This is a genomic window from Arthrobacter sp. ZBG10 (assembly GCF_001238605.1).
GTDB lineage: Bacteria > Actinomycetota > Actinomycetes > Actinomycetales > Micrococcaceae > Arthrobacter.
In genome coordinates this window covers 68,158-92,483 of the sequence record NZ_LFQH01000014.1, presented here as the reverse complement: position 1 = coordinate 92,483, position 24,326 = coordinate 68,158, and the positions used below count along the sequence as shown (strand labels likewise).

General features: G+C 67.7%; 25 protein-coding genes. 9 read left to right on the top strand and 16 right to left on the bottom strand.

Annotated features, from left to right (window positions below; all coding sequences use genetic code 11):
* The first annotated feature begins 6 nt into the window (after positions 1-6).
* The 3 genes from ACU18_RS04075 to ACU18_RS04065 all read left to right on the top strand — a co-directional run bounded on the left by ACU18_RS04075 (position 7) and on the right by ACU18_RS04065 (position 1,815).
* Positions 7-840, top strand: coding sequence for an aldo/keto reductase (locus tag ACU18_RS04075; protein WP_050684259.1), 834 nt, complete (start codon positions 7-9; stop codon positions 838-840).
* A gap of 134 nt (positions 841-974) precedes the next feature.
* A complete protein-coding gene (locus ACU18_RS04070; protein WP_050684258.1) occupies positions 975-1,241 on the top strand; it encodes a GlsB/YeaQ/YmgE family stress response membrane protein in 267 nt (88 codons plus the stop codon).
* A gap of 115 nt (positions 1,242-1,356) precedes the next feature.
* Positions 1,357-1,815 carry a hypothetical protein gene (locus tag ACU18_RS04065; RefSeq protein WP_050684257.1) on the top strand — a complete coding sequence of 153 codons (459 nt, stop codon included), beginning with the start codon at positions 1,357-1,359 and terminating at the stop codon, positions 1,813-1,815.
* Between the two features lie 102 nt (positions 1,816-1,917).
* On the opposite strand, the gene ACU18_RS04060 is transcribed toward ACU18_RS04065, so the two are convergent.
* Positions 1,918-2,430, bottom strand: coding sequence for a GNAT family N-acetyltransferase (locus ACU18_RS04060; protein WP_082178177.1), 513 nt, complete (start codon positions 2,428-2,430; stop codon positions 1,918-1,920).
* Between the two features lie 85 nt (positions 2,431-2,515).
* Here ACU18_RS04060 and ACU18_RS04055 point away from each other — a divergent pair, with 85 nt between their 5' ends.
* A complete protein-coding gene (locus tag ACU18_RS04055) occupies positions 2,516-3,490 on the top strand; it encodes an NAD(P)-dependent alcohol dehydrogenase (protein WP_050684255.1) in 975 nt (324 codons plus the stop codon).
* A 46-nt stretch (positions 3,491-3,536) separates the two neighbouring features.
* Here ACU18_RS04055 and ACU18_RS04050 read toward each other — a convergent pair whose 3' ends face one another.
* The 4 genes from ACU18_RS04050 to ACU18_RS04035 all read right to left on the bottom strand — a co-directional run bounded on the left by ACU18_RS04050 (position 3,537) and on the right by ACU18_RS04035 (position 7,803).
* Entirely contained in the window at positions 3,537-4,766 is a 1,230-nt protein-coding gene (locus ACU18_RS04050; RefSeq protein ID WP_050684254.1) for an LCP family protein, read from the bottom strand.
* A 70-nt stretch (positions 4,767-4,836) separates the two neighbouring features.
* Entirely contained in the window at positions 4,837-6,255 is a 1,419-nt protein-coding gene (locus ACU18_RS04045) for a HAMP domain-containing sensor histidine kinase (RefSeq protein WP_050684253.1), read from the bottom strand.
* A complete protein-coding gene (locus ACU18_RS04040; protein WP_050684252.1) occupies positions 6,252-6,929 on the bottom strand; it encodes a response regulator transcription factor in 678 nt (225 codons plus the stop codon). Before ACU18_RS04040 ends, ACU18_RS04045 begins: the two co-directional genes overlap by 4 nt.
* A gap of 52 nt (positions 6,930-6,981) precedes the next feature.
* Positions 6,982-7,803 (bottom strand): putative protein N(5)-glutamine methyltransferase, encoded by an 822-nt coding sequence (locus ACU18_RS04035; RefSeq protein ID WP_050684251.1) that lies wholly within the window; start codon positions 7,801-7,803, stop codon positions 6,982-6,984.
* 80 nt (positions 7,804-7,883) lie between these two features.
* Here ACU18_RS04035 and ACU18_RS04030 point away from each other — a divergent pair, with 80 nt between their 5' ends.
* Positions 7,884-8,939 carry a lactonase family protein gene (locus ACU18_RS04030; RefSeq protein ID WP_050684250.1) on the top strand — a complete coding sequence of 352 codons (1,056 nt, stop codon included), beginning with the start codon at positions 7,884-7,886 and terminating at the stop codon, positions 8,937-8,939.
* On the opposite strand, the gene malQ is transcribed toward ACU18_RS04030, so the two are convergent.
* Positions 8,936-11,179 carry a 4-alpha-glucanotransferase gene (malQ, locus tag ACU18_RS04025; protein ID WP_082178175.1) on the bottom strand — a complete coding sequence of 748 codons (2,244 nt, stop codon included), beginning with the start codon at positions 11,177-11,179 and terminating at the stop codon, positions 8,936-8,938. The two genes, ACU18_RS04030 and malQ, sit on opposite strands and share 4 nt — an antisense overlap.
* A gap of 408 nt (positions 11,180-11,587) precedes the next feature.
* Here malQ and ACU18_RS04020 point away from each other — a divergent pair, with 408 nt between their 5' ends.
* Positions 11,588-12,631, top strand: a complete 1,044-nt coding sequence (locus tag ACU18_RS04020; RefSeq protein ID WP_050684249.1) for an aldo/keto reductase — start codon at positions 11,588-11,590, stop codon at positions 12,629-12,631.
* 21 nt (positions 12,632-12,652) lie between these two features.
* Here ACU18_RS04020 and ACU18_RS04015 read toward each other — a convergent pair whose 3' ends face one another.
* Genes ACU18_RS04015 through ACU18_RS04005 form a run of 3 tightly spaced genes read right to left on the bottom strand, consistent with a single transcriptional unit; the run spans position 12,653 to position 14,538 of the window.
* The gene (locus ACU18_RS04015) at positions 12,653-12,952 is read right to left on the bottom strand and encodes a hypothetical protein (RefSeq protein ID WP_050684248.1); all 300 of its coding nucleotides are present in this window, start codon (positions 12,950-12,952) and stop codon (positions 12,653-12,655) included.
* A 9-nt stretch (positions 12,953-12,961) separates the two neighbouring features.
* A complete protein-coding gene (locus tag ACU18_RS04010; RefSeq protein ID WP_197273510.1) occupies positions 12,962-13,945 on the bottom strand; it encodes a DMT family transporter in 984 nt (327 codons plus the stop codon).
* Positions 13,942-14,538, bottom strand: a complete 597-nt coding sequence (locus ACU18_RS04005; protein WP_050684247.1) for a TetR/AcrR family transcriptional regulator — start codon at positions 14,536-14,538, stop codon at positions 13,942-13,944. Before ACU18_RS04005 ends, ACU18_RS04010 begins: the two co-directional genes overlap by 4 nt.
* Positions 14,539-14,685: 147 nt before the next feature.
* Between ACU18_RS04005 and ACU18_RS04000 the strand changes: the two genes are divergently transcribed.
* Both ACU18_RS04000 and ACU18_RS03995 read left to right on the top strand, forming a co-directional pair.
* Positions 14,686-14,985, top strand: coding sequence for a DUF4193 domain-containing protein (locus tag ACU18_RS04000; protein WP_050684246.1), 300 nt, complete (start codon positions 14,686-14,688; stop codon positions 14,983-14,985).
* Between the two features lie 127 nt (positions 14,986-15,112).
* Entirely contained in the window at positions 15,113-16,180 is a 1,068-nt protein-coding gene (locus tag ACU18_RS03995; protein WP_050684245.1) for a quercetin 2,3-dioxygenase, read from the top strand.
* 86 nt (positions 16,181-16,266) lie between these two features.
* Here the strand turns inward: ACU18_RS03995 and ACU18_RS03990 are convergent, their stop codons facing one another.
* From ACU18_RS03990 to ACU18_RS03975, 4 genes are read right to left on the bottom strand one after another with little or no spacing between them, the layout of a single operon-like run.
* Positions 16,267-17,505 (bottom strand): DUF3500 domain-containing protein, encoded by a 1,239-nt coding sequence (locus ACU18_RS03990; RefSeq protein WP_050684244.1) that lies wholly within the window; start codon positions 17,503-17,505, stop codon positions 16,267-16,269.
* The gene (locus tag ACU18_RS03985; protein ID WP_197273509.1) at positions 17,483-19,240 is read right to left on the bottom strand and encodes an FAD-dependent monooxygenase; all 1,758 of its coding nucleotides are present in this window, start codon (positions 19,238-19,240) and stop codon (positions 17,483-17,485) included. The genes ACU18_RS03990 and ACU18_RS03985 overlap by 23 nt, the downstream gene beginning before the upstream one ends.
* Positions 19,240-20,112: a fumarylacetoacetate hydrolase family protein gene (locus tag ACU18_RS03980; protein WP_050684243.1), complete on the bottom strand. Its 873-nt coding sequence runs from the start codon at positions 20,110-20,112 to the stop codon at positions 19,240-19,242. The genes ACU18_RS03985 and ACU18_RS03980 overlap by 1 nt, the downstream gene beginning before the upstream one ends.
* 46 nt (positions 20,113-20,158) lie before the next feature.
* Positions 20,159-21,022, bottom strand: coding sequence for an alpha/beta hydrolase (locus tag ACU18_RS03975; RefSeq protein WP_050684242.1), 864 nt, complete (start codon positions 21,020-21,022; stop codon positions 20,159-20,161).
* A 390-nt stretch (positions 21,023-21,412) separates the two neighbouring features.
* Here ACU18_RS03975 and ACU18_RS03970 point away from each other — a divergent pair, with 390 nt between their 5' ends.
* Entirely contained in the window at positions 21,413-22,090 is a 678-nt protein-coding gene (locus ACU18_RS03970; protein ID WP_082178174.1) for an ASCH domain-containing protein, read from the top strand.
* 71 nt (positions 22,091-22,161) lie between these two features.
* On the opposite strand, the gene ACU18_RS03965 is transcribed toward ACU18_RS03970, so the two are convergent.
* The 3 genes from ACU18_RS03965 to ACU18_RS03955 all read right to left on the bottom strand — a co-directional run bounded on the left by ACU18_RS03965 (position 22,162) and on the right by ACU18_RS03955 (position 24,211).
* The gene (locus ACU18_RS03965; RefSeq protein ID WP_050684241.1) at positions 22,162-22,899 is read right to left on the bottom strand and encodes a nucleotidyltransferase domain-containing protein; all 738 of its coding nucleotides are present in this window, start codon (positions 22,897-22,899) and stop codon (positions 22,162-22,164) included.
* A gap of 100 nt (positions 22,900-22,999) precedes the next feature.
* Complete coding sequence (locus tag ACU18_RS03960) at positions 23,000-23,482, bottom strand: HIT family protein (protein ID WP_157407555.1); 483 nt, start codon at positions 23,480-23,482, stop codon at positions 23,000-23,002.
* 345 nt (positions 23,483-23,827) lie between these two features.
* Positions 23,828-24,211 (bottom strand): hypothetical protein, encoded by a 384-nt coding sequence (locus ACU18_RS03955; RefSeq protein WP_050684239.1) that lies wholly within the window; start codon positions 24,209-24,211, stop codon positions 23,828-23,830.
* Positions 24,212-24,326: the final 115 nt, after the last annotated feature.

Below are 24,326 nucleotides of genomic sequence, written 5' to 3'. Positions count from 1 at the left end.
GTTGCCATGACACTTGCACCGCTGATTCCCTTGAACGACGGACACGCCATCCCGCAACTGGGGCTGGGTACCTGGCCGCTGGATGACCAACAGGCGGCCGTTGCCGTGGCCAAGGCCCTGGACGCCGGATACCGGCACATCGACACCGCAGTGAAATACGGCAACGAGCGGGGCGTGGGTCAAGGCATCCGCGCGGCGGGGCTGGACCGTGGCGACCTTTTCATCACCACCAAGCTGGACGGCGAATTCCAGGGGGACGGCAAGGCCGCTGCAGGACTGGCAGGCTCCCTGGAACGCCTTGGACTGGACTACGTCGATCTGCTCCTGATCCACTGGCCGCTCCCGGGCCGGAACGAGTTTGTGTCCACCTGGAAGACCTTCCAGGAACTCCAGGCAGCCGGGAAGGTCCGCTCCATCGGGGTATCCAACTTCAAGCCCGCCCACCTGGAACGGCTGCTGGCTGAGACGGATGTGGTGCCGGCCGTCAACCAGATCCAGCTGAGCCCTGCCATCACGCGTACCGCCGAGCAGGAATTCCACCACCGGCACGGCATCATCACAGAGTCCTACAGCCCGCTGGGCGGCTCCAGCGGAAGCCTGCGGGGCGCTCCCATCCTGGCGCAGCTGGGCGAAAAATACGGGAAGACGCCCAGCCAGCTGGTGCTTCGCTGGCATGTCCAGCGCGGACTGGTTGCCGTGCCCAAAACCGGCGATCCGGACCGGATGCAGGAGAACCTGGACGTGTTCGATTTCGCGTTGGACCCGCAGGATCTGGCAGACTTGTCCACTCTTGATGAAGGCCCGGCTGCGGGCAACGATTCAGACACCACGGGGCACTGAGCGCACCCCGTCCCAGCCACCTGTTTTCTTTCCGGGGTTGGCAAAATGATAGTAAGCATGATTACTATTGAGGGAGAAGGACGAAGTGCTTCCGGAATCCGGAAGCCTCCTTTACTTAGGAAGAGGAACAAAAAATGGGTTTCATTGGCTTTTTGATTCTTGGACTTATCGCCGGCGCCATCGCCAAGGCGATCCTCCCGGGCAAGCAGGGCGGCGGCTGGCTGATCACACTTCTGCTGGGCGTTGTTGGCGCACTGCTGGGCGGCTGGATCGGCGGCATGATCTTCGGTACGGGCCTGCAGGAGTTCTTCTCGCTGCAGACCTGGCTGCTGGCTATCGCCGGTTCGCTGATCGTACTGCTGGTTTACGGCATGGTCTCCAAGCGCGGCGTGCGCAGCTAACACGGCGCACACGCCAGGAAACCGGTCTGGGGAAATCCTTCCCCAGGCCGGTTTCGGCTATCCGGCCCTCCCGGCCGATCAAAACGAAAACCTTCTCACGGAGCAGGAGTTCACCATGAAAAACAAACTTCTTTTGGGCGTAGGCATCGCCGCCGGGTACGTACTCGGCTCACGGTCAGGACGCGCAGCCTATGACAAGCTCAAGGCACGCGCTGCAGCCGTCTGGGACAGCAAACCCGTCCAGGACAAAGTCGCCGTGGCCACGGAGGCAGTCAAGGACAAGGCACCCGGGATGGTGGACCAGCTCGGAGAAGCTGCCCGCCGGGCCGGCACCGTCATAGGCTCCGCCATGCATAAGGACGGTGCTGCGGATTCCGGGACCCCGGCCGCCACAGCAGGTGCTGCGGGCGGTAGCATCCCCGCCCACAGCACGCACCCGGAAACGGTCAACCTGGGCACCTCGGACGTCGACTCCGACCCCGCGCTGAACGACAGCACCGGGCAGGACTGGTCGGATGAAGGCGGCGCAACCCCGGCGGGAGCGGCCACCAACGTTGACCCGAGGCGCGACTGAGCGCACTGTCCTGCTGAACGTTTTACCAGCAGGGTTTTGGGTTACAAATGAACATTCTTGCTGGCCGGCGCGATCCTTGGGGGACGCGTCGGCCAGCTGCATTTAACGCAGCCGAACCTGGCCGTGGCGTTCCATGCAGAGCAACCTTCCGCGGCCATCCCAGGACTCCACAGCCCGGAAGCCGCGCGATGCGTAGAGTTTGATGGCCGCTTCACGCCAGTCCCAGACGGATAAGCGGACCACACCGGGGCCCGCTGCCACGACGGTATCCAGCAGCGCCCCGCCCACGCCCCGGCCTCGGGCAGCGGGATCGGCCCAGAGCCGTTTGATCTCCAGGAACGGGCCAACGCGGTTGAGGATGGCGACGCCCACGGGTTCGCCGTCGATTTCCGCGAGGTACACCGCTGCGCCGGCGTAGGCTGCGGCGGGATCCCGGAGTTCCGGCCCATAGACCGCCGGCAGTCCGTGCGCGGGATGGGCAGTTCCGCCCAGATGCCGTGCTTTCTCCCGTTCCGTCTGGCCCAGGTAATCCCCTACCAGCCGCGTCACCGCAGCCGCGTCCGGGCCATCCAGGCGGGCCCTGCGAACAGTGGGGGGCTGGAGTCCTGCGGGCATCCAGTTATTTTCGCACGCGGGGCCGGGCGATGCTGGACAAGGCATTCCGTTAGGGACAGGGTTTCCATAACAGAGGAGGCATGCCATGAAGGCTGTGCTGCAGGATACCTATGGAACATCCGCCGTCCTTCGGGTGGACGACGTCGGCAAGCCCTCACCCGGTCCCGGGGACGTGCTGATCGAGGTCGAGGCGGCGTCCATCCACATCGGTGACTGGCACGTGATGACCGGCCTTCCGCTGCTGGCCCGGCTGGCCCTCGGATTCCGGGTCCCCCGGGACAGGGTGCGCGGAATGGACGTTGCCGGGCGGATCGTCGGGACGGGTTCCGCCGTCACCGGGCACATGGTGGGGGATGCGGTGTTTGGCGTCGCCAAGGGGGCTTTCGCCGAGTTCGCGGTGGCACCTGCGGGATCGGTTGTCCGGACCCCGTCCAATGCCACAGCCAACCAGGCGGCGGCCATCCCCACGTCGGCGGCCACGGCACTGCACGCCGTCCGTGATGCCGGTGGCCTGCAGCCCGGCCAACGGGTCCTGGTCCTGGGCGCGGCCGGCGGGGTGGGAATCTTCGCCGTGCAGATCGCCAAAGCGCTGGGCGGCCACGTCACCGGCGTGTGCAGCGGGCCAAAACTGGACCTGGTCCGGTCCCTCGGGGCGGACAGCGTCCTGGACTACCAGCGCGAGGACTTCACCACGATGGACCAGCGCTACGACCTGATCATCGACATGGGCGGCCGCCGGCCGATGAAACAGCTGCGACGCGCGCTGAGGCCAACAGGAACCATCGTGATTGTCGGCGGGGAAGGTGGCGGCAGAATCCTGGGCGGGTTCGGGCGTTCACTGCTGGCCCCGTTCGCAGGCCTGTTCTCGCAGCAGAAAATCAGGGGTTTGATCTCCGTGACCAAGGAGGCGGACCTGCTCCAGTTGCGGACCATGGTGGAGATGGGCACGCTCCGGCCGGTCATCGACTCGACGTACCCGCTGGCCCGGACCGCGGAGGGAATGCGCCGCGTGGAGGAACACCTGGCGATCGGCAAGGTGGTGATTACCGTCCCGGCCTGAACCAGGTTCGGGAACGGCCATCGCCAGCAGGATTACGACGGCGGCACTACCAGGAGTAGGGAACGATGCAGTTGTCCTGCGCCGCACTTTGTCCTTCGACGTTTTCGGGCGCGGACGGGAGGCCGGTTGAGCCGTCCGACGGTGACGCCGGGTCCTCCGGGACCACGGACGCACCCGCCGTGCCGCCGTCGTCGTTATCCCCTCCATCCGTTCCTGCCTGGACGCCCCGGCCCGCGTTGTCCCCGCCAAGGACCAGCTGTTCGCTGGAAGTCACCACCTCCATCAGCGCCTGCGCGGCCACGGTGTCAGGCAGGAGCCGGTTGCCGGCGGGGATGTACGGGTAGGTCACCAGGTTCAGGTCCTGGAGCGGGATGTCACGGAAGGCGCCAGCCAGGGAGACCAAAGCGGGCAGGTCCGCCAGGCTGCTGGAGAGCGTGGTGTTCCGCGTGGCCGCCTCGGCGATGGCATAGAGGCGCGGGATGTTGGTGAGGGTGGACTCGTCCTGCAGTTTGCGCATCAGCGAGGAAGCGAATGCCTGCTGCGATGAGATCCGGGCCAGGTCGCTGCCATCGCCCACGCCGTGCCGGGAACGGAGGACGGCAAGTGCCTGCCCGCCCTGCAGGTCGTAGGTTCCTGCCGCCGGGATGGCCAGCCCGGAATCGGGGTCGTCAATGGGTCCCGCAAAGCACATGGGCACACCGCCCACGGCGTTGGAAAGGTCAATCATGCCCTGGAAGGACAAACTTGCCGCGTACTGGATGTCCAGGTCCGTGAGCGACTCGGCCACCGCCACGGTGCAGGGCAGCCCGCCCCGGCCCAGCGCCTCGTTGAAGGGCACCCCGGCCCCGCCGGCCGTCACGGCGCCAGTGTGGGGGTTCCGGCAGTCCGGGAAGTCAACCAGCAGGTCCCGGGGAATCGACAGGACAGTGGCTTCGGTATGGGCCTCATTGACGTGCAGGACCATGGTGACGTCGTTACGGGCTCCCTCGATGTCTCCTTCGCCGAAGGACTCCCCCTGGCCGTCCCTGCCGTCCGATCCCACCACCAGCACGTTGAAGCTGCCTGCGTGTTCAGCGGCGGCACCTGGACCGGCGGCCAGGTCCACTGTGTCGATATTGGCCGCCAGCCGGACAGCACCGACCCCAACAACGGCAATGACCATCAGCGCGACCGCCAACGCCGAGAGGGCCACGAGCCTGCGCATCCGCCTGCCGGGCCGTCCGCCGCGCGGCAACCGGTCCGGGTAGGGGGGAACGTGGGGCGGGGAGCCGTCCATAACGGGCCTCCAATTCTGGGTGCAGGCGAAAGGTCGCTCCACATGGTTCCCCGGCTATGTCACAGGACCGTCACACCATCGCGGCGTCTACTGTCCAGGAAGCGGGTGCCGCGGGCAGCGCAAGGACAAAGGTGGCGCCCGTTTCCGTGCCTGCCAGGGCCAGCGTCCCGCCAAGGAGCCTGGCGTTTTCCCTGGCGATGGCGAGCCCCAGCCCGCTGCTGTCCGGCCTGCGGCGGGCCGGGTCAAGCACCGTGAAACGCTCAAAGATGTGCTCGCGCCGGTCTGCGGGGATACCTGGCCCGTGGTCCTGGACCGTGATGATGATGCCGCCGCCGCGTTCCGCTGCGCTGACCCGGATGGGGGCGGCACCATAGCGGAGGGCGTTGGTGAGCAGGTTGCTGACCACCGTCCGCACCCGGGCAAAGTCGGTGACCAGGACCAGGCTGCGGGGGCAGGAAAGTGCCACAGAGCCACTGCGCTCCGGATCAGCGTCGAGCACTGCTTCCTGTAGGGCAGCCAGGAGCCGGCCGCGGGAGACGCTGATCCGCGCGGCGCCGGCTTCCATCCGGGACAGCTCCAGGACCTCCGCCACCAGCACGGACAGTCGCCGGGTTCCGTCGGTGGTGATCCGGACGGCTGCGGCCTGCTCCTCCGGAGTGGCCTGCCGGAAGTCGGCCAGGATTTCGCTGACGGCGGCCATGGACGCCAGCGGTGTCCGGAGTTCATGCGCCACGTCCCCCACCAGCCGGCGGGCTTCCTGCTCACGGCGGGCAAGCTGGGCCATGCTCACGGACAGGCTGCGCGAAGACTCGGCCAGGGTCCCGGCCACCTTGTCGATGTCGGGAAACGCTGACCTTGCCGGCTCGGGGACGGCGCCGTCGCCCACCTGCTGGGCCATCCGGGCCAGCCGCCGCAGCGGCCGGGTCAGCGCGGTACCCAGGAACAGGCCCAGGACGATGGCCAGGGCAACCGCGATGCCGCCGATCGCAACGCCCGCGCCCACCAGCTGGAGGAGCTGCCTGCGTTCCGGTTCCAGGGAATAGGCGGTGACAACGGCAAGCCTGGGCTGCTGATCCTCGCCTCGGGCGGGCAGCACTCCGCCCACAAAAAACACCTCGTCACCGTTCAGGGTGCCGCGGCGGAACTGCAAGTCAGTGGTCTCCGGGCCCAACGCGCCCAGGAACGGAGCCGGGATGTCTGCCCGGCCCAGGTCCCCGGCGCTCCGGGTGCCCTGCAGGTCAAAGATGACGGTGCGGCCGGGCAGCACCTCACCGTACAGGTCCCACTCGGCATCGGGCGCGGCCAGGGTGACCGCCCGGCTGAAAGGCGCGGTACTTTCGCGGAAGTCGGCCAGCAGCGCCTCCTGCCGGGACGCATACGTGGCGTCCCGGGTGATGCCCACCAGGACCACTGTCACCAGGACACTGACCAGGACGGCGGTGGTGGTCAGGGCAAGCACCAGCGCCCACCGCAGGCTCAGCCGCCTCACCGGAGCCGGTATCCGATGCCCCGGAGAGTTTCGAGCGCGGGTTCCGTCACTTCCGCTTCGGTGAGTTTGGCACGCAGGCGTTGGATGGTGGTGTCCACCACCCGCGGCGATTCGGGCGGCGAATCGGCCCACACGGAGTCAATCAGCTGGCTCCGGCTCAGGGCATGGCCTGGCCTGCCGGCCAGTTCCAGGAGCAGCCGGAATTCCGTGGCGGACAGGGACAGGACCGAATCCCCCGCGAGCACTTCCTTGGCGGAATCGTCAATGCGCAGCTGGCCCAGTTGGACCGGACCTGCAGGGCCGGTGTCCTGCATCCGGCGCCCGCGCCGCAGCACGGCCCGCAACCGGGCTTCCAGAACGTCCGGCGCCACCGGCTTCACCACATAGTCGTCGGCTCCGGCTTCGAGGCCGCCCACCACGTCCGCATCATCATCGCGGGCCGTGAGAAGGACGGTGGGGAACCCCCACTCGGCCGCGATGCGCCGGCACAGGCCAAACCCGTCGCCGTCGGGCAGCATCACGTCGATGACCCCGATATCCGGCTGGCCCGTCCGCGCGCAGTCGAGGGCCGCTGCGACCGTTCCTGCGGCCAGGACTTCATGGCCGCGCCGCCCGAGGGCAGTGCTGAAGCCGAGCAGGATCCCGGCGTCGTCATCCACCAGCAGGATTCGCACACGTGCCTTTCGCTCCGGAGGTGTCTGCGCGGCCAGGCGGCGGCCGCCCTGTTTATGCTAGCGGTGCCGTGCCCGCAACAGCCGTCCCGTCCACGTCAGCGGACCGGACCGTGCGGACCGCCAGCCCTGCCGCGGCCAGGATCGATGCCGTCCCGGCCGCCTGGCGTCCACTGGTTTCCATGATCAGCCGGCCGCCCGGTTCCAGCCAGTCCAGCGCTCCCGCGGCAACCCGCCGGTGCACGTCCAGGCCGTCGGCGCCGCCATCCAGGCAGGCCAGGGTTTCGTGCAGGCGCGCCTCCGGGGGCATGGTCGCGATGGCCGCGGTGGGAACATAGGGGGCGTTGACCGCGAGGACCCGGACCCTGCCCCGCAGCTCCGGCGGCAACGCTTCAAAGAGGTCACCCTGGTGAACCTGCCCGCCCAGCGGTCCGATATTGCGGCGGGCGCAGTCCACCGCAACCTGGTCGATGTCCGCGGCGTGCAGCTCGATGCCCCGTACCTTCGCGGCGATGCCCGCACCTACCGCCCCGGAGCCGCAGCACAGGTCAACCACCACCGCCCCGGCGGCACCCCTGGCGGCCAGGAATTCCGCCGCCTCCTGCACCAGGAGCCCGGTCCGGCGGCGGGGCACAAAAACGCCGGGGACGACGGCGATGCGCCGGCCCGCAAAGTCGGCCCACCCCACGATGTACTCCAGCGGGATCCCGGCAAGCCGTTGCCGGACGTAGTCCGCCAGCTCGGCCGGCCCGGACGCCTCAGCGAGGAGCAGCCGGGCCTCGTCCTCGGCAAATACGCAGCCGGCCCCGCGGAGCATGGACGCGATGCCCTCACCTGATAAAACTTCCGGGGTGGGAATGGCGCCCCCTTCCTCCATCGGCGCGGGCTGGGAATTCCATGCTATCGGACACCGCGCGGGTGCTCCCGGAACCCGCATTGTCTTGGCAGGATGGGTTCATGGCGTACACCTCAAGCGATTCCAGCACCATTCTCTGGACCGGCACCTACACCCCTGACGGCGGCGGCCGGGCGGAGGGCATCGGCGCGCTCAAAACCAACGTAGACGGAACACTCGAATGGCTGGGAACAGCGGTAACGGCAGAATCGCCGTCGTTTGTGGCCGCCCATCCCACGCTCCCGGTGGTGTATGCCGTGGCCGAGCAGCGTCGTATGGTCCAGGTATATGCGCGCACCGGCAGCTTTGGCCTGGCCCCAGCCGGTGGACCAGTGGAGGCCGGCGATGCCACCTGCCACGTGGCGGTGGACCCGCAGGGCAGGTTCCTCACCGCCACCTGTTGGGGCGACGGCCAGGTCATCCTCTACGAACTCGATCCGGCGGGGGCGATCACCGGCCGGTTCCCCGCCGCTGCCTGCACCGACCCGTATGCCGGGCAGGCCGTGGACGCGCCGCGGCAGAGCCGCGCCCACGCCAGCCTGATGCTGGCGGACGGCCGGATCATGACCACTGACCTGGGCCACGACATCCTGCGGATCTGGAAGTATGTGCCCGGCACCGGGCTGGTTTTGGACGGGGAGGTGGTGCTGCCGTTCGGGAGCGGACCGCGCCACCTGGTCCAGCACATCAGCGGCAGCGTCTTTGTGGTGTCCGAATACTCCATTGAGGTTTTTGTGGTCCGGCCCGTTGCGGGCACCTTTTCCCTGGCGTTCCAGGGGCCGGCCACTGCCGGCGGCAGTGGGCCCGGCGATTCGGCCGCGGAGATCTGCCTTGGCCCCGGCGACCGCCATGCCTACGCCGGTGTCCGCGGGTCCAACCTCATCAGTGTCCTGGAGGTGGTGGATGGCGGCGCCGGCCTGGTTCCCGTCAAGGACGTGGACTGCGGCGGCGACTGGCCGCGCCACCACGTTGTCCTGGGCCCCTGGCTGCATGTGGCCCACGAACGTTCAGACACTGTGGCCACCTTCGCCCTGGATCCCGCCACGGGACTGCCGGGACCGTTGGTCCGGACAGTCCGCGTGGCGTCACCCACTGCGCTGGTCCCCGCTTCGGCCTAGGGGTTCCGCAACGCGCGCTCCACCGAGTCGAGCAGCGACGTAAAGCGGCTGTTGCTGGGCAGATCGTCCAGGAACACCGGTTTGCCGTCCGGACCGCCGAGCGGCACCTGCCAATTCGGGTAGAGCACTTCGGTGGTTCCGGGCTGGTTCTGGACCCGCCGCTCCCCCACCGCATCCACCAGCGCCACCCCCAGCAGGACCGACGGCGCCTCCGTCAGCAGCAGGTGCAGCGCCTCGATGGTTTTGGCCTCGGAATCCCCACGGCCGGCGGTTCCGCCGGGACCGTCGCCGGAAAGGTATCCCCGTTCGCGGAGCAGCGCAAACATCTTCTCCAGCGAGGCGTTGTGCTCTTCCCGTTCCTCGGCCTCGGACCGTTCCAGCAGGCCCAGCCGGCTGCGGAGCGCCACGTGGTCCCCCGCGAGGTAGCCGGCGGTAGGTGGAAGGTCGTGGGTGTTGACGCTGGCGAGCGCCTGCACGCGGTACTTTTCCGGCGGAAGGGGCGAATCGCCGTCGTACTCGAACCACAGGATGGATGTTCCCAGGATGCCGCGCGCGGCCAGGTAGTCCCGGACCCACGGCTCGAAGGTGCCCAGGTCCTCACCAATCACCACGGCGCCGGCGCGGTGCGCCTCCAGCGCCAGGATGCCGATCAGCGCCTCATGGTCATAGCGGACGTAGGCGCCATCCCCCGGCGCGTTGCCGGCCGGAACCCACCAGAGCCGGAACAGGCCCAGCACGTGGTCCACCCGGATACCGCCCGCATGCCGGAGCACGGTGGCCAGCATGTTCCGGAACGGCGCGTAGCCGGCCTCGGCCAACCGGGAGGGGTGCCACGGCGGCTGGCCCCAGTCCTGGCCCTGCTGGTTGTACATGTCCGGCGGCGCACCCACGCTGGTCTCCGGCGCCAGGACGCCGCGCAGCGTCCAGGCATCGGCGCTGTTCAGGTCCACGCCCACGGCCAGGTCGTGGACCACGCCCAGCCGCATGCCCGCACGGCGCGCCGACTGCTGCGCCGATTCAAGCTGTTCGTCGCAGATCCACTGCAGCCAGCGGTGGAACCCGATCCGGTCCGCGAGCTTCTCCTGCAGGGCCGCAGCGCCGGAGGTGCCCACCGCGAAGCCGGGGTCCGTCCACAACGGATCATCGGGTGCCGCGTCCTCACGGATCGCAGACCACAGCGCAAAATGGTCCAGGCCCGTACCGGAGATCCGGCAGAATTCGTCGAAGGCTGCCTGCCGGGCGGGCGCGCGGCGCGCGTGGTATAGGAGCTCGAGCGCCTGCAGCTTGGCCGCGTAAACGGCGTCCCGGTCCAGGCGGTCAGCGTTGTGGTTCAGGCCCGCCACTTCTTCGCGGAGCCGCTCCACCGTGGCCCGCTTGCGGGGTTTCAGGTAGGCCAACTCGGGGATGTCCTCCACCCGGATGTAGAGCGGGTTGAAGAAACGGCGGGTGGACGGTGAGTACGGCGAGGGCTGGACCGGCGGCACCGGCTCGGCCGCGTGCAGCGGGTTCACCAGCACGTAGTCGGCACCGCGCTGCCCGCTGATGGCGGCGAGGTCTGCCAGGTCCGCAAAGTCGCCGATCCCCCAGGACCGTTTGGACCGCACGGAGTACAGCTGCGCGGCCAGCCCCCAGCCACGGCGTTCCTCCAGGTGCCGGGCTGTTTCCAGCCGTTCGGGGACCACCACCAGTGTTGCGGTGGCGGTGGCGTCCCCTGACGTGGCGTGCAGGGTGTGCCAGCCCAGCGGCAGGTCCGCCGGCAGGGCGAAGGTGGCGCGGCCCGTCAGGACGCCGTCCACCTCGCGCGGCTGGACCCAGGCATCCTGTTGGGTGGCTTGCCTGCTGGCACCGTCCTCCAGGCTGATGGCCAGGCTGACCGCCGCGCCGTCCGGCACGTGGACCGGAACGTCCGCCGCCTTGCCCTGCCTGATAACGACGGCGGGCGGAAGCATCCGCTGCCAGGGCGCCAGTTCCGCGGCGGCGAGCGCCGCCTGGATCTGCTGGTTGGTGTGCGCCTGGACGCCCAGGGAATGCAGCACCTTGATCAGCGTCGCGGCCGCCACAGTATGGGGCAGGCCGTCCCAGCCCTGGAAAGTGGTGCCAACGCCGTGCGCATCGGCCAACTGCTGGAGGAGGGCAGGATCCACGGCGTCGGCCAGGGGGGATCCGATGCCGGCAGCCGCTCCGGGAGGGGCCGCCGGGCCGCCCGCTGGGTGGGACTGCTGCTGCTCTGTTGCCGTCATGGATGTCCGCCTCGCCTGGTGTGATGGGACCGAACTTACAAAAGCTGGCGTGTCGCACCGGGCGCCTGCACCCCCGCGCACAACCGTCGCTCCAGATTATGGCAGGAGGCGCCGGGGACGAAACCTGGCCGCATGGGCACGGCCCTCCCTGCCCAACGGAACCGGGGTCAGCACGGCGAAGCCGGCCCCTGCTGCTGGTTCCGGCGGCACCTGCCCCGCGTCCCGCCGTCGGTCGTTCCACCGCATACCCTGCCCGGGCCGCCACATTTCGTCACGCCCGGCCCGTCCCGTTACCTTGTGCGACGAAAAGAGAAGGACTAAGGCGGGATTCTGCGGCCCCCCGGCCAATCTGTGTAGCGTCGTGACGATCGAGGACATAAACGGCACGGATTGTGGAGGAAACCCGGGATGAGCCTGAGCGAACTGCGGGTGTTTGGGCGGTCGGGCACGCCCATCAGCCCACTCACCCTGGGCACCATGAACTTCGGCGAAGGCACCGGCGGGCAGCAGGGCGCCCCCACGGGCGCCGATGAAAGCATCCGCATCATCAACGCCGCACTCGATGCCGGAATCACCGCCGTGGACACCGCGGACGTCTACTCCCAGGGCGAGTCGGAGCAGGTGGTGGGCCGGGCGCTGCGCGGCCGCCGCGACGACGTTTTCCTGGCCACCAAGTTCCACGGCCAGATGAGCGCCAACCCGGCGCACTCCGGAAACTCCCGGCGCTGGATCACGCAGGCGGTGGAAGGCAGCCTCCGCCGGCTGCAAACCGACCGGATCGACCTGTACCAGGCGCACCGGCCGGACTACAACACCGACGTCCTGGAGACCATTACCACCCTCAACGACCTCATCCGGCAGGGCAAGATCCTCTACTACGGCACGTCCGTGTTCACCCCGGCGCAGCTGGTGGAGGCGCAGTGGCTGGCCAACACCAACCACCTCATTCCGCCGCTGGGCAACCAGGTGCCGTACTCCATGCTGGTGCGCGGCAACGAACGCGACGTGCTGCCCATTGCGCAGCAGTACGGCCTGGGTGTCCTGGCGTACGGCCCACTGGCGGGCGGCTGGCTGTCCGGAAGTTTTGTGCTGAAGGAGGGCACAGCGTCCAAGGTGCACTCACTGCCCGGCCGGTACGACATCTCCGGCCCCACCAGTGAACGCAAGCTGCACGCCGCCGACGCCCTGGCGCGGCTCGCCGACAAGCTCGAGCTGTCCCTCGTGGACCTCGCCGTGGGGTTCACCCTGGCCCACCCGGCCATCAGCAGCGTCATCATCGGGCCGCGCAGCGGGGAACACCTCGCCGCGTACCTGGCCGCGGCGGACGTCCGGCTCAGCGAGGCCGTCCTGGACGCCATCGATGAGCTGGTGCCGCCGGGTACCAACTTTGTGGAGCGCGACGCCGGTGCGATCGTGCCGTCCATCGAATTCGCTGAGCTGCGCCGGCACTGAGCCCCTGCCGGACCTGGTTTGTTACGCCCGGGCTATGCGCTGCCGGCCCACGCGGAAGCCGGCCCAGAACGCCAGGGCCAGCAGTCCGGCGCCCACCAGGGCCACGCCGGACAGGGACGTGCCGTCCACCACCACCAGCTCAGGGCCTGACGAGGCGAAGGATGTATTGCTCAGGGGCGCGTAGGCAACCCAACCGATTTCCCGTGGTGCATTGAGGATAACCAGCCCCGCCACCGTGGCCGCCACTGCCAGCAAGGGCACCAGCCACCGTTGGAGCGTTTTGGCGGTGCGTCCTGGATTGCTGCTTTCCCCCGAAGTCATGCGCCCAGCCTACCGGCGCAGGCCCGTCGCCGGGATGGGGGCCTGTTTCTCCGCCGTCCTGCCCGGCCCCAGGATAAAGAGGCTCCCCAGGACCACTGCGGCCCCGAGCCAGCCCGCGGCCGGCAACCGTTCCCCCACCACCAGCACGGCAAGGACGGCCGCCACCACCGTCTCCAGCAGCGAGATTCCGGTGGCTGTGCTGGCCCCGACCCGCCCCAGGCCCCAGCCGAACAGCAGGTAGCCCGCAAACATCGGGACCAGGGCCATGTAGGCGCCAACCGCCGCAGCCGTCCACGACTCCAGCAGGGCACCTCCGGTGACGGCCAGCACCGGCATCAGCAGCAGGCCGCCCAACCCGAAAACTGCGCCCATTGCCGCCTTGGACGGGATGCCGGTGCCGATGATGCGGTGCGCGGCCCAGGAATACAGGGCATAGGTGGCGCCGGCGAGCAGGCCCAGCAGGATTCCCGTCGTCGACAGCCACGGCGACCCGTCTCCGCCTGCTGCGGCCCCTCCACCGTGGCCCGCAAACGACAGCACTGCGGCTCCGGAGATGCCCAGCAGCGCGCCCACGATCCACCGGCGGCGAAGCCGCTGTCCATCCACAAGCCGCTCGATCAGCGCGGCCGCAATGGGGGCGGAACCGATGGAAACCACCGTCCCAACGGCCACGCCGGACAGGTGCATGGCGGAATAGAACGCCAGCGGATAGACGGCCACCGCTGCGGCGCCCATCAGCAGCAGCGGCCAGCGGGCCAACAGCCCGGTGCGGTGGCGCCGGATCGATGACAGCGCAAAAAGGGCCTGCAGCAGCCCACCCACCCCCATGGCCACGGCGCCGATGGCCAGCGGACCGGCGCCGGGGGCGAAGGTGGCAGCTGTCCCGGTGGTGCCCCACAGGACGGAGGCAGCCACCACGGCAAGGGCTCCGCGGCTGTGTCCGCCGGTTGGCCGGGCTGTGGCCGCCGGAGCCTGAACCCGGGCGGCCGTCACAGGGCTTCCAGGAGTCCGGCGGCAAGCTTCCGGGCTTCAAGGAGCGGGCCGTCGTCGCCCTGCAGCCCGGCGCGGGCCATGGCGCCCTCCAGGAGGAACGCCAGGTGCCGCGCCAGTTGCGCTGCCCGGCCCGGCTCCCCCGGCAGCAACGTTTGCAGTGGCCCGCGGAGGAGGTCCTCCACGTCTTCCTTGTGTTGCCGGACGGCCTGGCGGCCGGGATCACCGGCCGGGAGTTCGGCTGCGGCGTTCAGGAGCCCGCAGCCGCGGAACCCGTCCTGGTAGGCGAAGTTGGCGTGGTCGCGGTACGCGTCAAACACCGCCAGCACCTGCTCCCCGGGGTCCGCTGCGGCATCCAGGCGGGCACGGTACAGGTCCAGCCATTCCTCGTGGCGTGCCTCCAGGTAGGCAGCCACCAGGTCCGCCTTGGAACGGAAGTTGTTGTACAGGCTCTTTTTGGCCACGCCCGCACCGGCGGTGATGGCATCGATCCCTGTGGCCGTGATTCCGTGGGCGTAAAAGAGCGGGGCGGCGGCTTCAAGGAGCAGCGTGCGCGCGGGGCGCCGCGTGGAACCGGCGGGAATTGTTGCAGGCATGTGGGGCTCCGGAATCGTAGGTAGTTAGACCAGTCTACTTACCCTGCACTGCAATCGCGTAGAGTAGCGGGAATATCTGCAGACCGTGACCCGTTGTGGCTCTGTCCGGAACAATCCGCGCGTGAAAGCCGACAGGAGAAAGCACCAATGTCAGTTGACTACGACGCCCCCCGGGTGACCCCCGGCGACGAGCCGAACACCGCCCTGGACGAGCTGAAGAACGACAAGTCCAACCGCCGCGAAGCGGTGGTGGACGTGGACGAAACAGACCTTGCCGAAGGCTTCGAACTGCCCGGCGCTGACCTCTCCAACGAGGAGCTGCAGGTTCAGGTGGTCCCCGTGCAGCTGGACGAGTTCACGTGCATGTCCTGCTTCCTGGTCCACCACCGCAGCCAACTGGCCCGGGAAAAGGACGGCAAGAAGTACTGCCGGGAGTGCGAGTCCTAAGGACCCCGCACGGCGTGACCCACTTCGGCTTCCAACCATTGGAATCCAGCCTCGTAGCAGGACCGGCGGCCAGCCATGCTGTAGGTCACGCTCCGGCACTGGCCGGCCGACTGGAAAGAAGGAACCCATGTCCCTCAGCGTTGAGGAAATGAACAGGCAGCTCCCGGTTGCCAACGCCCTGCCCGGCGAGGCCCTGCCGTATTACATGGCATCAGGCGAAGGCGCGCGCTACGAGCTCAACGGCCAGCTGGTCACCGTGATCGCGCGGGCAGCCGATACCGGCGGGATCTTCAGTGCGGCCTACATCTCCGGCGGCATGGGCGCGGAGTCGCCCTTCGTCACGCACCAGGTTGAGCACAAGACCCTCTACGTCTTCGACGGGATCCTGCACGTCTGGCTCCCGGGCGAAAGCCGCATCCTGACCCCGGGCGACTCCGTGGTCATCCCGCCGGGAACCCCGCACGCCTACCGCATGGCCAGCCACTACACCCGCTTCCTGAACTGGATGACGCCCGGTGGCGCCGAGGCCTACTACGAACGCGTGGGCACCCCCATCGACTCGCACGTGCCCCCGGTCCGCGCCGGCCGCACCGCGGGGCTGCAGGAGCAGGCGGAAATCGGTGCCGAATTCGGCATCACCTTCCCGGACGTGGAACGGGTGGCGCCCGCCTTCAAGCACGACGCCGGCCTGCCGCCGTCGGAAAGCCCGTACTTCCTCAGCGCCGGCGAAGGTGAGCGGCTGGTCAGCTACCAGACCATGTTCACCTACCTGTCCCGGCCCGCCAACACCGGGTCCAACTACTTCGCCGTGCACACCAAGGGTGCAAAATCACCGTACATTCCGCTGCACTTCCACTCCGAACACACCGAGAACTTCCTGTGCACCGAGGGCCGGATGTGGCTGTACGCCAACGGCCGCGAAATGCTGCTGACCAAGGGGGACTTTGTGCATGCCCCCGCCGGCACCATCCATTCCTTCGCGTTCGATGCGCACAACACCCAGATGGTGGGCTTCCTGACTCCCTCGGTGTTCAACGGGTTCTTCGAATACTTCAACAAGCCCACCGAGGACTACATGTACACCGAAGGCGGCCAGCCCTACATGGACATGGAAGGCTTCGGCCGGGCCCAGGCGGAGATGGACCTCACCGTGGTGGGACCCCCGCCGCAGCGCCGCGCCGCCCTGGAGCTCTAACCGCCCCGCGGTGCCCCCACCCAACTGACTCGCAGTTGTTGTCGTTTTGAGCCCCCAAAACGACAACAACTGCGAGTCAGTTGGGTTTAAGGGGTCAGGGCCTGCTTGACCAGCCCGCGGCCGTAGTCGTTTCCGTTGGGGGTCCGGACCACCGTGTGCATGTGGAATGGCGCCGGCTCGTCATTGTCCAGGAACACCCCGGTGTGATGGTCAAGCTCCAGGATTACCACCGGACTCTGCACGCGCAGGTAAAACGCCTCCGCACCCTCCCAGCCGCCGATCCAGCTGAAGAAGGTCTCACTGTAATGACTGCGGATCTCCCGGAGCCGGGCGGCACGCGGCCCGGCCGGCAGGTACACCAGGAAATCCGCCACCAAGGCATCCAGCACTTCGAGGGCTTCGGTGGGCATGGCGGAGACCTTGATCCCCTCGTACGGGATCACCCGGTTGTCCTGGAAGCAGCCGCCAAGGTGCCGCTCGTCGCCGGAGTGGAGCCGGCCCTCAGGCATGGCAGGGTCAACCATGGCCGCATAGACCGTGGCCGCGTCGCGTAGCTCAGCGGGCAAGGCTTCCATCAGCTGCCGGGCCAGCCCGATCCGCTCCTTGAACACCTGGACGCCGCGGTGCGGGCCGGCGTCGATCAGGTCCGGTTCGGCGCCGAGGAACACCGGCGAGATGACCAGCTGGGTGCCTGCCACCAAAGCGTTCACGGCCGCGTGGTGGCCAAAAAGCTGCCACCCCCACGGCTCCGTCCCGGACGGTTCGCCGAAGAGGGAGAAGTTGTAGCTGAACTCGTTCATCAGCAGGGGCAGCTCCACCAGGTCGCCCAGGAAGCCGTTGATCCGCATCAGCCCGCGCACCAACTCGAAGCCTTCCGGGCTGAGCGTGGCTTCCACCAGGGCCAGTGCGGCATCCCGGACGGGGGCGTCCAGTTCGTCCAGCCGGAGCCCGGTATCGTGCTGCATAAACTCGGGGTTGGCCCAGCTCTGCCACTCCACCGCGTCCACGGCGTAGCGGAGCTTCCCGGCCTGCTGATCACTCACCACGGCCAGGAGTTTCCCGGCCGCTGCCACCATCTGCGCGGTGGGCGCCTCTTCGCCGGGCCGGGCGGGGGCCAACGGAAACAGGCCTTCTTGCATCACGCCGTCACTGGTGATCCCGCGGAACGGCCGGGGGTAGAGCTTTTTCCAGCCCTCGATCATGGGCCCGGCGAAGGAATCCCGCGTGGCCGCCTCGGCGTACCCGCGGGCGTCCAGCCCCCTGATGGCCGCCACCCGTGGGTGGTCCGGGGCGTACAGGAAATCACGGAAGGACGGCGTCGACACGGGCACTCCTGGAGTCGTTGGGGGATGTTGCAGCGGCGTCGGCGGTCCAACCGGCCGCGACGGACAGGGCGGCCGCGGCGGCTTCTGCGGCGTTCCCGCGCCAGGCCACGTGCTGGTCGGGCCGGACCAGCACCGCGCCCGCGCCCCAAAGTTCGGCCATGGCGGTCCCGTCGTCGGACGGGCCGACGGCGGCAACGGTCACCGGAATGCCCTGCCGGGCGGCCGCTGCCAGGACCGGGGCGAAAACGTCGGTTTCCGGCACCCCGGCCAAGGTGCCGGCGTCGGCCAGCAAGGTGAAGCCGGTGCCCAGGCTGCTGTACACCGAGGTGGCATCGGCCAGCCAGGTGTGCGGCAGCAGCGCGCCGGGACTGGCGGACGGGACATAGCTGATGGGGTCATCCGGCGGGATGGGCAGGCCATCCGGGACCACCACCGGCGAGCCCGCGTACGAGTAGCCCAGCACCAGGCCCAGGGAATCAAACTCGCTCTGCTTCACGGCGAGGGCCTGGTGGGCTGCGGCACGGGCGGCATCCCCGGCCGGGCCCGCCGCCGCCAGAGCCGGATCAGCGAAGTGGTACGCCAGGGCCTGGCCGTTGGCGGCGGCATCGCTGATGGTCCGGGCAGCAACCGGGCGGCGTTCAGCGCCGTAGCTGGGCAGGAGGCCGGGCCCGGCCCAGCCGTTGATCGAGGCGGCCAGTTTCCAGGCGAGGTTGGCGGCGTCGCCGATGCAGGTGTTGAAGCCGTGGCCGCCCCAGGGCGGGTTCAGGTGGGCGGCGTCGCCCACCAGGAAGATGTTGCCGAGGCTGTAGTCCGGTGCCAGGAGCATCCGGGCCGTCCAGGGGTCGGTGGCCAGGACTTCCACATCCACTTCGGCGCCGACCAGGGAATGGACCAGTTTTTCCGCGGCGGCGTTGTCCACCGAAACGTCGGGATCCACGCCCTGGACGATGGCCCACCACGTGTTGGCCAGGTCCATGGGACCCACCATGCCCGAGGCGTCCTGACCCACCACCCAGTAATGGACTGCCGGTTCCAGCGCCACGGCGCCGGCCAGCTGCCTGGAGCGGAACAGGACGCTGATGTTGGACAGCGCCGCGGACCCGCCCGCCAGGCGGATCCCCAGGCTGCGGCGTACTGCGGAGGTGCCGCCGTCGGCCCCGATGACGTAGTTGGCCACGACGGTTCGTTGCTCACCTGCAGGGGTCGCGACCAGCACGGAGTGCGGCGCGTGCGCCCCCTCGACATGCTGCACAGTGAGGCCGTAGGCCAGGGTGATCAGCGGATGCCGGCCGGCTGCGGCGCGCAGGACTTCCTCAAGTGCAGGCTGCGGGATCTGCTGGCCCGCCTCAGGCTGCGGGCCGTACCGCCCGGGGACCAGCTGGAAGGCGTTGCGGAACCGGCGCAGCTCATAGGCGGCGGGCCCGGTGAGGCCGGTGCAGAACGCGACATCCTGGGAGTACCCAACGGGAAGGGGCGCGGCGGCGCGGACGGCGTCCGCCAGGCCCAGGCGGCGTAAGTGCGTCATGGTGCGGGCATTGGTGGTTTTGGCCCGGGGCCGGGTGTGGTCCACGGCGTCCCGGGGCTCGATCACCAGGCTGGGGATGCCGCGGCCGGCAAGGTCCAGGGCCAGGAAGAGTCCGCTGGGGCCGCCGCCGGAAATGAGGACCTGCACCTCCCCCGGCAGCCCGGCCATGGCGGCCCGGCCGGCCGGGGTGGCAATGGGCGTGTCAGCCATCAGGCACGGCTCCGCAGGGACACGTCGCCCACGGGGGTGGTGAGGGTGCCGAGCTTGTCGATTTCCACTTCGACGGTGTCGCCGGGCTGGAGCAGCCACTGCGGTGTGCGGGCATAGCCCACACCCTCCGGCGTTCCGGTGGCTATGACATCGCCCGGATGCAGGGTGAACGTTTGGCTGATCAGGGCGATGATGGCCGGCACGGAGAAGATCATGTCCCGGGTGTTGCCGTTCTGGGCCTCCACACCGTTGACGCGGGTGCGGACCTGGAGGCCGTCCCGCAGGTCGCCCACCTCATCGCGGCTCACCAGCGGGCCCAGCGGGCCGCTGAAGTCGCCGTTTTTGCCAAGGGTCCACTGCGAGGTGAGCTTCTGGGCGGTCCGGGAGGTGATGTCGTTGAAGGTGGAGTAGCCGAAAACGGCGCCGGCAGCTGTTTCCTCGTCCACGGACTCCACCCGCTGGCCGATGTACGCCGCGACTTCACCCTCCCAGTCCAGGCCTGCTTCGCCGGTGGGGACCGGGACAGGGACGTTGCCCACGGACAGGGAAGCCGTCCAGCGCCCGAACAGGGTGGGATACGGCGGCAGGTCCTGGTTCTTGTAGCTGCCCTCGGCGACATGGGCTTTGTAGTTCAGGCCCACGCAGATGACCCTGGCAGAGGCCGGGACCAGAGGCACTTCGGTGACGCCTGCGCGCTCAAGGAAAGTGCCGCCGTCGGCCGCTTCCGTGTCCGTCACCAGGGAGGCGGCCTTGTCCTGCCAACCCGTGGGGTCGGCCCAGAAGTCGGCCACCGGGGCAAGGGGAAGGACGCGGGCGCCGGCCAGGGCCGCGGCCCAGGGCGTGCCGAGGTGGGTGATGCCGATGAAATGCATGGGGGGCCTTTCAGGTGTGGCCGGGCGGGGCGCCGGCCGTGCTGGTTCAGTGGTGGGTCGCCTGGCGGCGGAAAAAGTCAACGGTGGCGGCGGTGGCCTGGGCGGCTGCGGCGGTGGATCCGTCGGGGCCGCCCCACATGTGGTCGGCCCCCTCGATCAGGAGGAGTTCGACGGCGGCGCCCGCGGCTTCCAGCGCGTCGGCGAGGCTGGCGGACTGGGCGGCCGGAACGAACCTGTCGGCGGTTCCGTGGGCCAGGAAAAACGGCGGGGCGTCGCGATGGACGTAGCTGAGCGGGCTGGCTGCAGCGGCTTTCTCCGGCGCGTCGGCGGGTTGGGCGCCGAGCAGGAGCGCCTCGCGGGAGCCTGGATCGTCGGCACTGGCCACGGCGTCAGGCAGGGCCTGGCTGCCCATCTTCACCAAATCGGTGGGCGGGTACCACGCGGCGACGGCAGCGACCCGGTCTGCAGCGGTGGTGTTGGCGTCCGCAGTGAGCGCGACGAGGCTCGCCAGGTGCCCGCCGGCGGAGTCACCCCAGGCGTAGATCCGGTCCGGGTCCACACCATAGGCGGCGGCGTTGGTCCGCAGCCAGCGAACGGCGGCTTTGGCGTCCTGCAGCTGGGCGGGGAAGACGGCGGTTCCGCTGAGGCGGTAGTCCGCGGAGGCCACCACAAAACCGGCCGCCACCAGGGCGCCGATCGGGTTGATGCCGGTGCCGTCCACTGACGGGCCCAGGGAGGACCGTTCGCCGGTCCGCCAACCCCCGCCGTGGAAGTGGACGATGGCAGGGCTGCTGCCGCCGATCTGCGCCTCCGCCGGAAGGTGAAGGTCCAGCAGCAGCGGCGCCGCCCCCTCGGGACGGGCAAACTCAAGGCCCTTGATGACCCGGCCTGCCGTCGTCGTCGACTCCATGTGTGTACCGCGCCGTCCTGTCCTGCGGGCCCTGTGTTGCGGGCCACGTCCTGACTCAACTTTGCGGCATCAGCGCCTTGCCGGCGCCCGCTGGTTTCACTCAATGAAAGAGGTTGTCCGGACCGGGCCTTCACGGTTGGGTAAAGGCCCTGCCCCCGGTCAGAATGGGCGGCGGCCAAACATTTTCTCCTGTCACCTAAAAAGGTCGCGAGCCTCTAATCACTCTGGTTCCGCCCCCGATGTGGCTTTTAGCAGTAAATGGCGGCGTTTTCACCGCGCTGTTTGGCGCATCGGGCAGCCCGCAAGGGGATCTGTACCGGGCGTCCAGAATTCCTGTAAATGCTTCTATCCATCCACTCCTCAGGACCGCGCCTGTTAGCGTGATCAGTTGTGGAACCACTTGAACCTGAGCGCCGTGTCATCGATGCCGCAGAGGCCTTAGCGCGAACCCTCGGGGCGAGCGACAATCACACCGTCGCCGCGGTCACGATGGATATTGACGGAAACATTCATCAGGCAGTGAACGTCTACCACTTCAACGGTGGCCCGTGTGCCGAGCTGGTCGCCCTGGGCGTTGCGGCAACCGCAGGGGCGAAGCAACTGCTCACGATAGCAGCGGCTGGCGACAGGGGGCGCGGTCTTATCCCCCCGTGCGGACGATGCCGGCAGGTGCTCCTCGATCACCATCCCGACATACTGGTCGCAGTACCGGCAGAATCCGGTCCGGTCGTCCGGCCGGTTCGCAAACTCCTGCCGGACACGTACTTCTTCCCAGATGCTAATGAGCGACGAATTGTTCGATTCAACAAGCGGTATCACGACGCCGTGATGTCAGGCGAGAAGACCACAACCATCCGCTGGGATGACCCGATCACGGTGGGACCTGCGACATTCGTCTTCGAGGACCACCCTGATTTTGCCCACGCTGAGGGCGAGGTTCTCTCAGTGGAGCGGATCCGTTTGATCGACCTCGATGCGGATCACGCTGCCGGCCTCCAGTCGCACTATCCGACCATGCCCCAAGACGCCGAGCTGTCGCGTGTGACCTTTCGCCTCAGCACGTCCTAGCTCCAAGGCAATTGTGCGCCCCTGGCCGGCATCCATGTGGATTGGCAGCGAGGATGATTTGGGGAGTCTCGTCAGAGGGCGCCTCGAACAAAGCCTTCTTGGAGGTACCCACCTGATATGCCGAGTACCTCCTTTGCGAGAGCTATGAGATTCTTTGGGTCGCGGTTCGGGTCCCTCGCCCATGCCAGCAGGCGGACCGCCAAGTGATGGTCACTCTGGGCGAGCCTGCGAATGACCCATTTACCGGCGCCGAGCCAGTTCCCGTTCTCGAGGAGCAACAGATCGGCCGCCTCGCGGAGCACCTCTGCAGTCAGTATGAGATCTTCCGCTGCCGACTCGCTGCCTTCGAGGTCGTCTACAAGAGCGCTGAGGTTGTAGCGACGGGAATCTCGTTCTTGGTCTGTGAGCGGTTCAGGCCCTCGGGCCGTTTCAGCTTGAGCTCCCTCTTGCCAAGCAGCACCGCTTCCGTCGTCTGTTAGAAGCAGTCCCTTCGCGCATATCGCTGCTATCACCGGTCTACGATCCTGGGCTTCCTTGCGGTACCAGAACTGGAGGCTCTCCGGTGTATGTACGAAGGTTTCTACCAGCCAGCCCCGGTACCGGGTGGTCTGGGCGTAGTTGGAGTGACCGGTCGGATACAGCAGTGCGATGTCGAGATCCGAGGTCGACGTTGCTGTTCCCGCCGCAGCGCTTCCGCCGAGAATCGAGGCACATGCTTCAGGATGGTTTTCCTCCACGAAGGCTCGGGCGACGTTACAGATGTTCTTTTGGTCCACATGTCCAGAGTCACGGGCGAGAGGCATGTCCATAGCTCCAGTGTTTCAGCCCGGCCGCATGACGGCTGTCCAGGTGGCACAAACCAGCATGGGACTGGACCTTTCCCGTGGACAATCCTTCAGCAGCAAGCGGTTACTCCTCGTAGCCGCTTGCTCGGCGCAATTCCCCTGTTAGAGCGCGGGAATCAGCTGTCTGTCCAACCGCCTCCGGCTGGCTCGGAACCTGACCCCAAGGGCGGACGAGACCGTCTCCTTGATATCGAGGAATGAGGTGCACATGCAGGTGGGAAACGTCCTGCCAGGCCGCCTCGCCGCTGCTCTGAATCAGGGTCATTCCTTGGGGATTCAGCTGTCGCTTGAGGATGCTGGCAACGCTCCAGACGCCTCGCATTGTGGCTGAAAATTCATCACCTCCCACATCGAACACGTTGGCCGCGTGTATGCGGGGCACGACCAGGGTGTGTCCTTGAGTCGCTGGAGCGATATCGAGAAAAGCCACCACATCATTGTCGGCAAAGAAAATTTGGTCTCCAGGATCGCGCTCAACGATGCCGCAGAACAGACAGTTTTCCCGGTCGGATTCTTGAACCTCTAGTCCCATGTTCCATGTGTACACGACTGGACTGTGGGCCGTAAGCCGGGGAATCAACGCACGCTCCGGCGTCCGTTCAGGGATCCTTACCGGACGCTGCTGTCATCGTGCGGCCCAATTGAACAATTCAAGCAAACCGGTATTACCCCCATCTCTCACTCGATTGACAACAGCTCACGATTAGCCAGCGTTGGGGACGCGCCAAGCAAGCAGATGCGGGTGCTACTTCCGGTTTTTGTAATGTGCCATCGTTGCGTAGATCATTCCGACCACACCAATAACCATAAAAATGCCTACTGCAGGTTCCACTCCTTCTCATTTCAACGTACGAGCAATGGGCGTCTTACCGGGCCCATGGACGCGAAAGTGTCACTTGCCGGCCAGCGAAACAGCTTGCCCAAGGTTTAGCCGGAAGAACGCGGTCTCCTTACCCAACGCGTAGGCGACTGCCGATGCAGGGATCGGCAGGAGAGCGAGCCCCTGCCAGGGGTCGGGCAGCAGGAGAAGTACCGCCGTTCCGGTCAAGATCGAAGCGTAGATCGGCCAGTGCGGCCCGCGAACGCCCGTGAAGAATCCGATGGTGCCCCCGATCAGGAGAGCAGCTCCTACGACCAACACTGCAGGCGGAAGCACACCAAGCGGTAGGGAGGAGATGAGAAAGACAAGCAACCCGGCGAAAAGCACGGCGGGAATCGATATGCGGACCCCGAAATCCCGGACGATCCGCCGTCGGTCCTGAATATTTTCGTCCACAATGCCCCCTTTTTTGTCCTCTACCTAGGTTACCGAGCAGGCAGCGAGGCCTCGGTTGCCGCTTTCCAAATGCAGGTGAGGAGATTCTTCAACGGGCACTCACCTGGTTGCTTTG

Excerpts from the sequence above, each read along its gene's own strand:
- ACU18_RS04075 (WP_050684259.1), top strand. The coding sequence starts at position 7 with ATGACACTTGCACCGCTGATTCCCTTGAACGACGGACACGCCATCCCG.
- ACU18_RS04070 (WP_050684258.1), top strand. The coding sequence starts at position 975 with ATGGGTTTCATTGGCTTTTTGATTCTTGGACTTATCGCCGGCGCCATC.
- ACU18_RS04065 (WP_050684257.1), top strand. The coding sequence starts at position 1,357 with ATGAAAAACAAACTTCTTTTGGGCGTAGGCATCGCCGCCGGGTACGTA.
- ACU18_RS04060 (WP_082178177.1), bottom strand. The coding sequence starts at position 2,430 with ATGCCCGCAGGACTCCAGCCCCCCACTGTTCGCAGGGCCCGCCTGGAT.
- ACU18_RS04055 (WP_050684255.1), top strand. The coding sequence starts at position 2,516 with ATGAAGGCTGTGCTGCAGGATACCTATGGAACATCCGCCGTCCTTCGG.
- ACU18_RS04050 (WP_050684254.1), bottom strand. The coding sequence starts at position 4,766 with ATGGACGGCTCCCCGCCCCACGTTCCCCCCTACCCGGACCGGTTGCCG.
- ACU18_RS04035 (WP_050684251.1), bottom strand. The coding sequence starts at position 7,803 with ATGGAGGAAGGGGGCGCCATTCCCACCCCGGAAGTTTTATCAGGTGAG.
- ACU18_RS04030 (WP_050684250.1), top strand. The coding sequence starts at position 7,884 with ATGGCGTACACCTCAAGCGATTCCAGCACCATTCTCTGGACCGGCACC.
- malQ (WP_082178175.1), bottom strand. The coding sequence starts at position 11,179 with ATGACGGCAACAGAGCAGCAGCAGTCCCACCCAGCGGGCGGCCCGGCG.
- ACU18_RS04020 (WP_050684249.1), top strand. The coding sequence starts at position 11,588 with ATGAGCCTGAGCGAACTGCGGGTGTTTGGGCGGTCGGGCACGCCCATC.
- ACU18_RS04015 (WP_050684248.1), bottom strand. The coding sequence starts at position 12,952 with ATGACTTCGGGGGAAAGCAGCAATCCAGGACGCACCGCCAAAACGCTC.
- ACU18_RS04005 (WP_050684247.1), bottom strand. The coding sequence starts at position 14,538 with ATGCCTGCAACAATTCCCGCCGGTTCCACGCGGCGCCCCGCGCGCACG.
- ACU18_RS04000 (WP_050684246.1), top strand. The coding sequence starts at position 14,686 with ATGTCAGTTGACTACGACGCCCCCCGGGTGACCCCCGGCGACGAGCCG.
- ACU18_RS03995 (WP_050684245.1), top strand. The coding sequence starts at position 15,113 with ATGTCCCTCAGCGTTGAGGAAATGAACAGGCAGCTCCCGGTTGCCAAC.
- ACU18_RS03985 (WP_197273509.1), bottom strand. The coding sequence starts at position 19,240 with ATGGCTGACACGCCCATTGCCACCCCGGCCGGCCGGGCCGCCATGGCC.
- ACU18_RS03980 (WP_050684243.1), bottom strand. The coding sequence starts at position 20,112 with ATGCATTTCATCGGCATCACCCACCTCGGCACGCCCTGGGCCGCGGCC.
- ACU18_RS03975 (WP_050684242.1), bottom strand. The coding sequence starts at position 21,022 with ATGGAGTCGACGACGACGGCAGGCCGGGTCATCAAGGGCCTTGAGTTT.
- ACU18_RS03965 (WP_050684241.1), bottom strand. The coding sequence starts at position 22,899 with ATGGACATGCCTCTCGCCCGTGACTCTGGACATGTGGACCAAAAGAAC.